This window comes from Enterococcus sp. AZ095a (assembly GCF_050546735.1).
Classification (GTDB): Bacteria; Bacillota; Bacilli; order Lactobacillales; family Enterococcaceae; genus Enterococcus_D; species Enterococcus_D entomosocium.
Genome location: NZ_CP172953.1, coordinates 1,801,476 through 1,814,637 on the forward strand (window position 1 = coordinate 1,801,476; position 13,162 = coordinate 1,814,637).

Sequence of the window (13,162 nt, forward strand, 5' to 3'; positions counted from 1 at the left end):
ATGAAGATTGGTTATTTAGGACCGAAAAGTTCCTTTACGCATATAGCTGCGCAAGAAGCTTATCCGGAAAATACCTGTATCCCCTATGGATCGATTCCGCTTTGTATTCAAGCGCTAGCTAACGGCGTGATCGATCGCGCGGTCGTTCCGAACGAGAACTCATTAGAAGGGTCTGTTCATGCCACGATTGATACGCTCTTTCGTCAAAATCAGTTGAGCATCGAACAGGAAGTTATTTTACCGATCAATCATCAATTGTTAGTTTCTCAGCAAACAGCAAAAGACAACCGTCCCATCACTAAGATTATTTCTCATCCGCAAGCCTTAGCGCAATGTGCCGACTTCATCGAAGCCCGATTTGCTGGAGCTACTGTTGAGGCGGTTGCTTCCACAACGACTGCAGCAGCCTACGTAGCAAAACATCCAGAAGAAGCAGTTGCGGCGATTGCTTCCAAAGAAGCGGCATTGGCCTATCAATTAACGATCAAAGAAACCAATATTCAAGATGTTGCCTTTAATCAAACCCGTTTTTGGGTTTTGACGAAGAAAGCAGCAAACACCCAGTTACCAGAGCAGACTGCTGAGAAAGCAACGATTTTTGTGACGCTCCCAGCAAACCGACCGGGGATCTTGCACAAAATCTTAGCAACCTTTGGCTGGCGAGAAATTGATTTAAGCAAAATTGAATCGCGGCCTTCAAAAACCACCTTAGGGGAATACTTTTTCGTGATCGATCTGGTGATGGACAAGCCGTGGCAACTGATTGTAAATGCTTTTGAAGAGATTCAGTTGTTGGGTGGTCAAGTCCATCTTCTCGGCGTGTATTCCGTAAATGTTGTTGAGGAAGTGACAAAAAATGACTCAAGTCAAAATAAAATTTAGCCAAGATGAAACCCTTTTAGCAACGTTTCATAAAGAGATCCAAACACAGCACCATCAATGGTACCCAACGATTTTTAAGCCCTTTGATCAGTCAAGATTTGAACAAGCAATCACACAGCAGCTGCAAGAGCCAAGCCACCACTTTTTTATCGCTTGGTTGGCGGACCAGCCTTGTGGCTTTGTGCATCTTCAAGAGGTCTGTTTGCCACAAAATGCGATGATGCATGAACGAAAGTGGCTGGAAATTGCAGCGATCGCTGTTGACCCTCGGTACCAAGGGATGCATATTGGAAAACAATTGTTGGCATTTGCTGAAAACGTTGCGCTGGAAAAAGGCTTCGATGATCTCTCACTAAACTTTTGGTCGGCAAACCAAGTGAAATCATTTTATGAGCAAGCAGGATTTGTGAGCATACGACAAGGTGCATCAAAGCATCTAAGGTAAAATATGAAGAAATTTCCTAGAAAAAGGTTAAAATTTCAGAAAATAGCTTTCTTTCTATAAGGTCTAGGGTATCCTTATAGACAGAGAGCTATTTTTTAGTTGGAGGATCAGAAGCAATGAGCAGGATGGAAAAAAATAAAAAACTGCATGAGCGGCTAGAAAAGGAATCCAGTGAGGCAGCCAAAGAAAGTATCTTTGCCCGCAGAGAAGCCAAAAGAAGAAACCAGCGCGTCAGACCGAGCGATTCTACTCCGTCTGCTGATGAGCGGGTAGGAGACATTTCTTATCAAAACACCCAGCAGTCTAGGGCAAGCGACCCTCGTGTGGCCCAAAGTTTCCGAGAACAGTCACAAGTAGGAGCAAAAAAATCTGAGGGACGAAAAAGCGCAATCCCCCCGCTATCTGCTCAGGGGCCTGCGATGCATCAAAGCCAGGAACAAAGCAAACAAAAACCGCCAAAGCTTAAGAAGACCAAGCAACCCAAACAAAAGAAAAAGCGGAAGCACCCAGTTCTGCGTATTGTGGTTCGGGTACTATTGGTGCTTTTTGCCTATTCATTGATTGCGTTTCTTGTCGGTCAGCAAGTCGCAAGAAGTGACGCTGCTTTTGCTACGACTGATGAAGAGACCTTTAATGGTACGGCCGCTGCAAATGGTGCTCGGAATATATTGCTCATTGGTAGTGATAGTCGTGAAGGAGAAGCTGGACGAGCAGACACTATTATGGTTTTGCAATTAGATGGTCCCAGTAAGCAACCGAAGCTACTTTCCTTTATGCGGGATACTTTAGTTACGATTCCCGGTTATGGCGAAAACAAGATCAATGCGGCTTATGCCTTTGGTGGTGCTGATTTGGTTAGACAAACGTTAGCGGAGAACTTCGGGCTAGAAACCAACTATTATGCAAAAGTTGACTTTCGTTCCTTTGAAAAAGTGATCGACACATTGTTTCCCTCAGGCGTTGCTATCAACGCGGAAAAAGATATGAGTAAAAATCTTGAAGTTGCCATCAAGCAAGGGCAACAACAAATGAATGGGCTTGAGCTGTTGCAATACGCACGCTTTCGGATGGACGAAGAAGGTGACTTCGGTCGTGTAAGACGACAGCAGCAAGTAATGGATGCGATCTTTAGCGAAATGAAAAATCCTTTAGCTATTTTAAAATTGCCTTATGCAGCTGGAAAAGTCTTAGGCTATGCTTCCACCAACCTGCCAATGTCTTTCCTATTAAAAAATACCTTCTCGATTGCTCGAGGGGCGGGAGGAGTCGACAGCTTGACTGTCCCAGTCGCTGACTCTTGGCAATACGGTTCAAGTGCGAGTGCCGGAAGTGTGTTAGTCGTCAATCTTGAAACCAATCAACAAGCGATCAGGAATTTTCTTAATGAGTAAGCAGAATGAAAAGTTCTGAAAACCATTTGAAAGTAAGTAAATTTATGCTATATTATTAATGACGTTTGAAATTTGTTGAAACGAGGAAAAAGAATGAAATTAGCCGTTGTTACTGACAGTACAGCTTATCTGCCGGAACGGATCAAAAACCATGAAGATTTGTTTATCATACCGATCCCTGTTATTTTAGATGGAAAAGTCTACAATGAGGGCATCGACATTGAAGCTGATGAGTATTACGCTTTGTTGAAAAACAGCAAAGAATTCCCAACCACTTCTCAACCGGTATTAGGAGAAGTGTTAGCCTTATATGAGTCATTGAAAGATCGCGGTTACGACACGATCATTAGTATCCACTTATCAAGCGGTATCTCTGGATTTATCGGAACGCTTTATGGAATTACCGATGAAATCGAAGGCGTTCAAATCATTCCTTACGATTCGAAAATCACAAGTATGCCGATGGGGCACATGGTAGAAACCGCTCTTGATCTGTCAAGTCAAGGCAAAACCGTAGAAGAGATCATTTCCCATCTGGACACTATCAGAGACAATACCTATGCCTATTTGATCGTTGACGACTTGAATAACTTGGTTCGTGGCGGTCGCTTAACCAATGGAGCAGCCTTGATTGGCGGATTATTAAAAATCAAACCGATTTTGACCTTTGATCAAGGAAAAATTGTGCTTTACGAGCGCATTCGTTCCAGCAAAAAAGCATTCAATCGCGCGGAAGATATCATTGGTCAACGGGAGCAAGAAATCGCATTGCCTGTTAAATTTTATGTAATCCACGCCAATAATTTAGAAGTAGCGAAAGAAGAAAAAGCGAAGCTACAAGCGAAATACCCAAATGCAGAAATTGAGATTGGTCACTTCGGACCAGTTATCGGCACGCATTTAGGGGAAAAAGCCATTGGCATCGCTATTTCAGCGCAATAATTTTTATTTTTTCTATGTTTATTCACGCCATTATCTCCTCAAGACAATGTATGTAAGAATCAGTTAGACGTTCGTCTAGCTGGTTCTTTTTTCTGCTTTTTTGAGATTCGCTTGTAAAAAATCACACAAACTCGTACAATAGGATCAAAATGAAGGACTGGCAAAGGAGGAATTGCTATGAAGTGTTCCTTAAGAAGGTGGCAAATGAGCGATGCGCAAGATTTAGCCCATGCGTTAAATAATCAATCCATCCACGATTATTTACGGGAGGGGTTGCCATTCCCGTATACGGTCGCAGATGCACAAGCCTATATTCGATCTGTGGAAGAAGCAGAATTTGCCTTTGCAATCACTGTGGATGACCGAGCAGTCGGCAGTATCCGTGCTGTTCGCAAAGAAAATATCCATTATAGAACGGCTGAGATTGGCTACTCTATTGCACAAGAGTACTGGGGAAAAGGTTTGATGACACAAGCCGTTCAACAACTATGTGACTATATATTTACTACTTCAACTATCGTTCGTATTTCTGCTGAATCTTTTGCGAAGAATCATTCCTCTTGTCGTGTGTTGGAAAAGGCAGGTTTTACATTAGAAGGCGTTTTGCGAAAGCATGCGGAGAAAAACCATCAGCTGTTAGATATGAAACTCTATGCGTTGATTCGTCAAGAGGAAGACGGGCAGGATGACAACAATCAAAAAGGAGAAACCTATGAATGAACTGCAAAAGTTACCAAATGTAGGCCAAGTTTTAGCGGATCACCTGGTTCGTATCGGCATCAGTACCCCTGAACAATTGCGCACAAAAACGGCCGAAGCCATTTTTGTGACGATCCGCCAACAATGTGATGCGGGCGCTTGCCTCCATATGCTCTATGGTATTGAAGGGGCGATCCAAGGCATTCCCAAAGCCCAACTTGCAAGTCAGAGAAAGCAAGAATTGCGCCTTTTTTTCAATCAATTGAGCTAGTGAAGTAATGCGTCATAAAAAAGCACTTTTTAAGAGCGTTTGTTTTTAGATACTTCTTATCAAGTGCTTTTTCTATAGACATCTGTCCCTAGCTACTAGAAAAGACCTTTTGCTTGTCCCAAACTAGCTTCCTCATTATACTTACTCTATCTAGTAAATTAGTAATTTACTAAACAAGGAGTGAGAACAATGAAAATACCAGAAAACTTGAAACATAAGCCCGTCATTAAAGTGGAAGACTATGATACTGTTGACGGAAAAAATGCGTTACATACGGATGCAAAAGGCCTTTCCCTCGGATTGGCACAATGGAACGACCGGGGAAAAGTCGATATCTCAGGCAAGGTTTGGCGCCACACAGGTGAAAAATGGTCTCGTCAGTCAGAAGAACTACCGCTCACTAGAATCTTAGATCTAGCAATCTTAGTGGCGCAATCCAGTTTGTATTTTCAAGAGGCTTATCGCCATGAAAAGTTTTACGATCCTGAAAATCCGTTGATCGAGATCATTGGCTTACAAGGAAATCGTATGACCGTTGAAGTAGACACCGAAAATCCTAAGATCGATGAAGACATTCTACTTTTTTATGATTCCTTGCAAAAAGATGGCGAACTTTATGGTGAACGCTTCAAAATCCTAAAACGGCTTTTGGATGAGCTAGGTTATTAAGAAAAGGAGCAGATTACCATGACACAAATTCAACCGTCTTTTGTCGTAACGAAAGGACGCGCTTTTAGCAAATTAGAACAAACAATGATTTGGAAGAAACCACAAAGTCATCAGACCAGTGCCGAAGAACTGCGAATCGCTTCAGAGATCGCGTTGAACTGGACGGATCCAGAAATGAAGATCTTCAATGTGTTGTTGGAAGGCGATGCTGGTTCCGGCAAGACCCAGTTGGCAAAGGCACTTTCTGCCGACCTGCAACTGCCCTACACCAAAATCACCTGCTTTGCGGATATGGATAAGTCAGATGTGTTTGGTGCTTTATTACCAGTGATCAACACCGACCAAGAAGAGGACAAGGACTTGCTGGATGCGATTTATCAAAGTGATTGTTTTGAAGATGTTTTGGGGTTGATCCAGCGGCATTTTTCCCTGACTCGTGAGCGGGCACGGGCGAAATTTGCAGAACTGATCGAACGAATCGAAACCAGTGATCAACAACCTACGATTCAATACAAATTTTATCCCTCCGAAATCGTACGGGCGCTGGAAAAAGGCTACTTGCTTGAGATTCAAGAGCCAACGGTCATTCGTGATGCTTCGGTACTAGTGGCACTAAACTCGGCCCTTGAACAAAATGGAATGCTGAATATCCCGACTGGCTTCGTCCGACGACACCCTGACTGTGTGGTGATCATCACAACGAATCGGAATTACCAAGGCAACCGCCCCTTGAACGAATCCTTGCGAGACCGGATGCAGCATGCTGAAAAAATGGATTTACCTGAGCTGGCAGTCATGGTGCAGCGAGGCATTGCCAAAACCAATTATCCAGACAAAACGACTGCGGAGAAAATGGCTGAGATCATACGCTTGCTAGACGTGACCGCCAAAGCCAATGCCATCAAAGGGGTGGCGGGCATGCGTTCCTATTTTTATTGGCTAAATGCAGTCAAACAAGGACAAGATCCTTTTACTGCAATTGATAGCAAAGTGCTATACAAAATCACCACCGATCCAAATGAGCTTTCTCTGTTACAACAGGCACTAGAAGCTTCAGGGTTATTGGCGCAACTGCGACTTTTGTTTTCTGGACAACCACTAAATGCTTTTAAACAACAAATCAAAGGGCGTCGAATCAGCAGCGAAGAGGCGGACCAGCGCAATGTAGTGGAAGAAGGTACGCCCGTCCTAAAAAATGAACAAGTCCTTGAGACGCCCAATCAAGAAACTGAGGCGGAAACGATGGAAACCAGTGATTCTGACAAACAAGAAGCGAAAAACGCAGCAACTGAGGCGACGTTTTCAGAAGAACTGGAACGCAATAGTCATGATGGCCAAGCAAAAGCTGGGAGTGAGGCACAAGAGGCAGCTCCTGCTGCTCATTCTTTGTCGATCGAAGCGTATGAAACCCAGGAGAAAGAAAAGAAAACCACGGCATCAAAGACAGCACGACAAGCATTGAAAGAATCAATCCATGCCAAAGAAGGGCTGATCGTTCATCGACCACCCGTCGATTTAGAAAAAGCGACTGAAGCCCAACAGCGTTTGCAGCCGTTGCTGCCGATCGTAGAGTCATTGATCAAGCAAACCCAAGAAGTATTGGAAAATGAACAAGCTTCGGCATACAGTAAAGGTAAGTACAGCGGCACACGCTTTGATGCCAGCAAGGTTGCGTATCAAGATTTCCGGACCTTTGACAAGAAGAATCCACCTCATGAACAGCCTTCCTTAGCTCTTGCTTTGCGCATCGATGAATCGGGTTCGATGATTCGAGAAGATCGGATATTGTATGCGCAACAGGCGGTCTTAGCGGTGAATGCTTTTGCCGAACGTTTATCTTTGCCATTGATGATCTATGGCGATACAGCGGACGTGACCGCTCGTGAAAAAACCTCGCTTTTTGCTTACAAAGAATTTAATGAAGGCTTTGAATTTGTGCCAGAGAAACTCATGACAATGAAGCCTCGGCAAAATAACCGTGATGGGGCTGTCTTGCGCGTGCTAGCTGAAAAGCTCGCTCATCAGCCGGCAACCACTAAATTACTCTTGAATATCAGTGATGGCCAGCCAAAAGCTCTTCCTGATTATACAGGGGTAAAAGCCAAAGAAGATATTCAGCAAGTGATCGCTGACTATGAACGACAAGGGGTGCTGTTTCTGGCAGCTGCCATTGGCCAAGACAAAGAGGTGATCAAAGCGATTTATGGGGAAGAACGCTTTATTGATCTTTCCAATCTAACAGAATTTCCGCAGCGCTTGTTGCAGCTGCTGACAAGGTATTTGTAGACGTCGATAGCTAAAAGGAAAAGAGTGTGGGCTACGTGCCGCACTCTTTTTTGTTCATAATTATATTATGTAAACAAGAAGATGTTTGTCTAAATTTGAAAAGTTCTGTAAAATAGACGCCAAAAGGAGGGCTATCATGAACAAATGGCGGTACTTCTACTATCCTTGCCAATTCGGCTGGCACGCAGCACTTCGTAGGCGCAGTTTGCTGATGAGTGGTGTATTGGCGATTCTTCTACTGATCATTGCTATCTTTGCAGAGAATTGGCTATTTTTTTTTCACCAATGGCTGCACTACGAAACAAATAGTGGTGAGAATCAGATGGATCTCACATATGCCAGTTGGCTTTTCTTTTTGCATTTGCTGCGCTTCGTACTTAGCATTCTAGCTATAGGATTGATCGCCGCCTTTTTATGGCACTGCAATCACATGTATCGTTTTCATTTGATGGGGGAGGAGCAGCAATCCCTGAGTATTCGGTTGTTGTTAGGACAGTCTCCGTTGGTGGTCACCTTAGAAGAGCTTTTCTTTGTAGGCATTCAAAGCATTGTTATTGGTTTGATAGGGCTTGTCAGCGGTTTGTGGCTTAGTCAAAAAGCACTGCAGGATTTTTTTCATTTCTTTCATCTTCCCGCAGGCTTTACTTTTGAATTTCCCTTTAAAGGTCTATTAATCACGCAACTTGGTGTGCTCTTGCTGCTTTTTTTGTTACGATTCCGCGGTACAAAGAGGACGGTTGAAGAGATTCTCGGTAACGGATGCCCGAATGAGTGAGGGGATGATAGGTTGCTTTTATTTCCCTCTTTTAAAATGCGAACATATGTTTTATAATAGGTGAAACAAGACAAAGGTCGTGAATTTGTGAAGACATCCTTAACTTTAGAAATGGAAGAGGCACTTTATTATTATTGTCGTGAAAACAGTGATATTGTGGTAGAAGAGGTAGTCATGCCAGATGATCACGGCATCGTGGATACTTTGAGTTGTCGCTTGACGACTGAAAATACATTTGAATGGCGTTGCTACGAACTCAAAGTTAGTTTGGCAGATTTTCGCTCAAAAGCAAAACTATCCTTTATTGGGAATTATAATTATTTTGTCTTACCCAAGTCTTTGTATGAAAAAGTCAAAGATCAGATTGCACCTACAATTGGTGTTTTGGTCTATCATGCATTTCTTGAAAAAGAAACGGGCAGCAAAGGGTATTTCAGTGTCGAAAAGAAACCCCAACGGCAAGAGCTGCAGGTTCCAGAAAATGGCTTATTGTTTCGGTTGATTTCGGCACAAGCGAGAGAAGTCGGCAAAGCAAAACAGACTGCTCGAGGATTGCGGGTATTTTCAACAGAACGTTTGTACCAAGAACTGAAGAAACGCCAGCCTGAGTATGACTTGTTCGGTGGTGGAGTCAATTACTATGATCGATTTATTGAAGATACTCAGCTGCAAGCGATCGAAGCCTTGAAAGAAGAATTGGCCGCTACGAGAGCAGCCTATGAAGCGCTGGAAAAACGTTTTTTATCAGGCAAGTAAGAAGGAGAGAAGAAGATGTACTTCCCGTATATTCGTGGAAAACAATTTGATTTATTGGCGTTGAAAGCACTGTTGGAACAAGATCGCTTGTCAGAAGCGATCCAGCCGATCATTGAACCGGTCAAGCAATCAAAAACGTTTTGGACGACCATTGACCTGTTTCAAAGGAAGCAGCATCCTTTTTATCTTGTTCGCAATCCACAGGCTGGGGCTTTTCTGACTGCAGAGGGGTTAGCAGAGTTGCAAAATGTTGCTGCCCCTAAAGCAATGATCGTAGATCGACCCATTGAAACAGTGGAAGAAACGCCTGATCTTTGGATCGTTCATCAAGCGGACCCAGCACTCGCTAGTGATTGGCGGGAAAATACACTGCCGGTGCTGGTAGGCAAAGAGTTTCGTTTGTTAAATAAAATCAACGGCCCGAAACTACTGATGGAAGATCCGTTTACCCGTTTACCTAAAAATAGTTTTTATACAGAATGTCCGGACGAAGGGTTTTCAAAAACCCATCATCTTTATCAAAAATTGGGTTATGCTGGGTTTAGTGATTTTTCTGTCGATAGCAAAATTTATTATGAGCACAGTTATCCCTCAAAGCGGTTGGTTTTGCATTGGATCTATCCGACAACTGAGCAAGATTTGCGAATCGTTCACTTATTTTCTGAGGAAGAATTACCAAATCAGAAAGAAAAGTTTTTCGAAGTCATGGAAGCTTTGTTACAGCATGAAGAAGAGTATCCTACACAAACAGCTGGGCTGCAGCTATTAATTGCTGCCTATCAGCAAAGGTCGTTTCCAGGTATGGGCGTTATTCGGAAAGCTGCGGTTATGAATCACTTAGAACTCGTCAGTCGTCTTATTTAGTCTCTATACGTATACGATGGTAAGCTCTAACAAAATACTGCCATTTATTGTACAAAACACCTTGATTGCACCCATTGTTTTCAGGATAGTGATAAAATCAGGGAAAAGGAGTTGGCGCTCGTGGGAACAAAAGATAGAGAATATTATCGAAATGAAGGAAAAGAATTTGAAAAAAATAAGAAAAACCTGCTTATTCGACGTTTAAATCAACTAATCATTGTTTTGGTCGTTTTGATCATTGTCTTTTCGGCGATCCTGTATTACATAGTTTGAAACTTTCCGTAGCTGTCATTGCTTTATTAGCAGCAACAAAAAGAAAATTGTACTTAGATGACTGTGATCCCTTGATTAGGACTCGCTATGGGAATTGGATCCGTTTAGGTGAAAACTGAACGCAACTCAACTTTTCTTGTTTATCGTTGCTGGTTTGCCTGTGATCAAGATTCCCATTAGGCTATTTAGTTAGCACAAATTTGGCTGGGTTATGTACGAATCATTACTGATAAAATCGTGAACAGCGATTCATTAAGCATTGAGTGATTCATTGAGATTGGCCAGCAGCTGCAAACTATCTTTGAATTCAAAGATTCAAGGATCAACAAGATCAAATACAGACAAAGGTACAGATATAATTTGTCAATTGATTTTCTTGTCAGTCGTAAAATAAACAAAAATCCTAAACTATCGCTTAAATAACCGTTTTTTTGGATTATGCTGCTAATTAGGTTAATGTGAAGGAAATAATCATGAATAAGAGAGAGGAGAGTCGCACAATTACTAGCTAAATACGGTGTTCAAAAAATTTTTTATTTTAGTTTACATAATATATATTATACAAAGTTACATTCAAAAAAGGGTTCGTGCCATTCTAAATAGTTCAAAACAATTTTGTATCATTTTACCTCCCTCCGAATGACTTTTATCAGTAGATTGTCGCTAATGCACCTAAAATTCAATTAAAACTAAGAATTTCTTGTTTTACATGTTCTTCAGATTCTTTTTTTGATTTGCTGATTAACAGATTGATAACTGTCTGGTAGCAAGTACTTGCGGATTCGTCGTCCTACTTTCTTTATCTCAGCAAATACAGATTCAAGCTATCAGCCTTAGCCTTGATTTACGAACCAATCGGTTTGATTGTATGCTATAATCATTTTGAAAATCTTTGAGCTTTTTTCTCGAACTTTATTCATATATAGCCAATCCGTTTCAAAGTTCTAACACTAGTGCTTAGATGTTGCAAATGCTAACAAATACCCGTTACATGATTCTATAAAAAAGAACCCTAAAATCAGGTAGATAACTTAGGATATTTCGTTGGCAAGTAAAATCAAACCAGCAGCTATCCAGAAGCTTATTTTTCCATTTCGTTGACTGGTGAACGGACTTTGCTTCAAATTGCCACTAGTCAGGATGAAATACATAATCATGCTGAATGATATGAGCAAAATAATTTCTACCCCTAAGCCTAACCATAATCGCTCATTGTTTATTATTGTCATTTTATCACCTCAACTCATTTTAGGCAGACTACTGATTTGCCTAGTCTGCAGCTTGTTTTTCCATTTGTGTAATTAATACCCGATAAAAGCAATTTCATAAGTATGGCTGACAATTCCTAAAAAGGAGAATAAAAATGAAAACGAATAATCAATTAAAGCTAGCCTTTTTACCAAAGCTATGGGCGTCACTCCTCTACTTACTTTTCGTGTTCACAGCCCTTTTCCTCTATTTATCAAAGTACTTGGACATTTCTTTCTTTACTTCGAGGTATGCTGACTTTTATCTTCATATCTCCAATTTTTCGATTAGTTTGATTATTGGCTTACTGGGGTACTTTTGGCTTCTCGTAGGTGCGCCATTTAAAGCCGTCACGCTATTGACCCTGCTCTTACTCATTGCCAATCTATTGAGCGAGACTGTCTTTGGCTTTATGAACACCCCTGATCGAATCGATTTACTTTTTGGTATTGCAGGAACGCTCATCGCATATTTTACTTTGGCAATGATCAAAAGACACGGTTTAGTCAAGAATCAATCGTTTTGATTTAAACAGTCATGACTTCTCCTTATATGATCCCCTCGTTACTTAGGTCTAACCTATTTTTTTGGGAAAAGAAACACCTTGCTGCAGTTATTTAGCCGCAAAAAAGCACTCAATAAAGGGAGTGCTTTTTTGCGTTTCCATTGGCGATACTTTCGTATGGCTAGTCACTTGGCAGCCAATACAATGGACTTAGCTGTAGATTTTCCCAATACGGGTTGTGAAAACCTATCAAATAGTGCAAAGCTAAATACCCGAAAATCATAAAGCCAAATGACAAAGTCACGATCCGTCCCCAACGTGGTATTTCTTTGATAAATAAACCTAGCATACATATCAATAAGGGAAACGAATAATTAAACAGTAAATTACTTCTAATATTTTGGTTCAGAGGATCCTTCATTATTTTGTCATTTAAGCCCCAACTTATGCCGACGATCACAAACATAAGCGCCAGAATAGTCAATCGTTTGCGATCAAAAAGCCACTGTTCTTTATCTTTCCTACTTGCAAAGTAGATCGTAAGCAGGACCACGATTAATCCAGACATACTATTCTCCTTTTTCGCCAGCTATTTTCCAAAGCGTTCATCGTCGCTTCAGGATAAATTATAACAGATATAGTGCAAAAAAACGATACCCACCACTAGCCCCTTGTTTGATGCCCTTTTTAGATGTTTCATAGAAGAATCAGAAATTTAAAAATCTGTTCGCTTTACAAAAGAGAACGTATGTTTGTATTATATAGATAAGAGGTGATTGCTATGGGTATGCTACAACCATATGAAGATCGAAAAAAGCTAAAGTGGCAAGGATTCTTTTTATCTGAGCATACAACTGAAATTGAAGAGGAACCGACACGTAAGTTTGATTGTCCACCTAAGCCGTCACTCACAACGGAAGAAATCAATCAGTGTTTATTTGAAGCCATGAAAAAGAACCTAACTGTGGCGATCCAACGAGAAGAAGTTAATGAAGAAGGCGGCTATCCTCCAGATATTATCGGGAAAATCAGCGGTTATGACCCATTAGGTATTTATTTGACGGGAGAAACAACGGAAAAAATCCATTATGATGAGATTCGTCACGTTGCTTTTTATGAAGAGAAAAAATGGTTTGATCTCAACGAATGATCCGCT

The 13,162-nt window shown here is 41.5% G+C and carries 15 protein-coding genes; 14 read left to right on the forward strand and 1 reads right to left on the reverse strand.

Features of this window, described 5'->3' with window-relative positions; all coding sequences use genetic code 11:
- The 13 genes from pheA to IGJ26_RS08395 all read left to right on the forward strand — a co-directional run bounded on the left by pheA (position 1) and on the right by IGJ26_RS08395 (position 12,027).
- Complete coding sequence (gene pheA, locus IGJ26_RS08335; RefSeq protein ID WP_008379903.1) at positions 1–882, forward strand: prephenate dehydratase; 882 nt, start codon at positions 1–3, stop codon at positions 880–882.
- A complete protein-coding gene (locus tag IGJ26_RS08340; protein WP_005235950.1) occupies positions 857–1,327 on the forward strand; it encodes a GNAT family N-acetyltransferase in 471 nt (156 codons plus the stop codon). Before pheA ends, IGJ26_RS08340 begins: the two co-directional genes overlap by 26 nt.
- Positions 1,328–1,443: 116 nt before the next feature.
- Positions 1,444–2,718, forward strand: a complete 1,275-nt coding sequence (locus IGJ26_RS08345; RefSeq protein WP_008379906.1) for an LCP family protein — start codon at positions 1,444–1,446, stop codon at positions 2,716–2,718.
- A 93-nt stretch (positions 2,719–2,811) separates the two neighbouring features.
- Complete coding sequence (locus IGJ26_RS08350) at positions 2,812–3,660, forward strand: DegV family protein (RefSeq protein WP_005235946.1); 849 nt, start codon at positions 2,812–2,814, stop codon at positions 3,658–3,660.
- 177 nt (positions 3,661–3,837) lie between these two features.
- The gene (locus tag IGJ26_RS08355) at positions 3,838–4,380 is read left to right on the forward strand and encodes a GNAT family N-acetyltransferase (RefSeq protein WP_008379907.1); all 543 of its coding nucleotides are present in this window, start codon (positions 3,838–3,840) and stop codon (positions 4,378–4,380) included.
- Positions 4,373–4,630, forward strand: a complete 258-nt coding sequence (locus IGJ26_RS08360; RefSeq protein WP_005235943.1) for a TfoX/Sxy family DNA transformation protein — start codon at positions 4,373–4,375, stop codon at positions 4,628–4,630. Before IGJ26_RS08355 ends, IGJ26_RS08360 begins: the two co-directional genes overlap by 8 nt.
- A 189-nt stretch (positions 4,631–4,819) precedes the next feature.
- Positions 4,820–5,299 (forward strand): DUF6530 family protein, encoded by a 480-nt coding sequence (locus IGJ26_RS08365; RefSeq protein WP_005235941.1) that lies wholly within the window; start codon positions 4,820–4,822, stop codon positions 5,297–5,299.
- Positions 5,300–5,317: 18 nt separating this feature from the next.
- On the forward strand, positions 5,318–7,585 hold the full coding sequence (locus IGJ26_RS08370) for an AAA family ATPase (protein ID WP_275626680.1): 2,268 nt from the start codon (positions 5,318–5,320) through the stop codon (positions 7,583–7,585).
- 136 nt (positions 7,586–7,721) lie between these two features.
- Entirely contained in the window at positions 7,722–8,360 is a 639-nt protein-coding gene (locus IGJ26_RS08375) for a hypothetical protein (protein ID WP_429947598.1), read from the forward strand.
- Positions 8,361–8,447: 87 nt separating this feature from the next.
- Positions 8,448–9,116: a hypothetical protein gene (locus tag IGJ26_RS08380; protein ID WP_034872648.1), complete on the forward strand. Its 669-nt coding sequence runs from the start codon at positions 8,448–8,450 to the stop codon at positions 9,114–9,116.
- A gap of 15 nt (positions 9,117–9,131) precedes the next feature.
- Positions 9,132–9,980 (forward strand): sce7725 family protein, encoded by an 849-nt coding sequence (locus IGJ26_RS08385; RefSeq protein ID WP_016611778.1) that lies wholly within the window; start codon positions 9,132–9,134, stop codon positions 9,978–9,980.
- A 120-nt stretch (positions 9,981–10,100) separates the two neighbouring features.
- Complete coding sequence (locus IGJ26_RS08390; RefSeq protein ID WP_008379912.1) at positions 10,101–10,253, forward strand: hypothetical protein; 153 nt, start codon at positions 10,101–10,103, stop codon at positions 10,251–10,253.
- 1,363 nt (positions 10,254–11,616) lie between these two features.
- A complete protein-coding gene (locus IGJ26_RS08395) occupies positions 11,617–12,027 on the forward strand; it encodes a hypothetical protein (RefSeq protein WP_016620133.1) in 411 nt (136 codons plus the stop codon).
- Between the two features lie 160 nt (positions 12,028–12,187).
- Here the strand turns inward: IGJ26_RS08395 and IGJ26_RS08400 are convergent, their stop codons facing one another.
- Positions 12,188–12,574, reverse strand: a complete 387-nt coding sequence (locus IGJ26_RS08400) for a hypothetical protein (protein ID WP_016620132.1) — start codon at positions 12,572–12,574, stop codon at positions 12,188–12,190.
- A 213-nt stretch (positions 12,575–12,787) separates the two neighbouring features.
- Here IGJ26_RS08400 and IGJ26_RS08405 point away from each other — a divergent pair, with 213 nt between their 5' ends.
- Entirely contained in the window at positions 12,788–13,156 is a 369-nt protein-coding gene (locus tag IGJ26_RS08405) for a hypothetical protein (RefSeq protein ID WP_016611785.1), read from the forward strand.
- Positions 13,157–13,162: the final 6 nt, after the last annotated feature.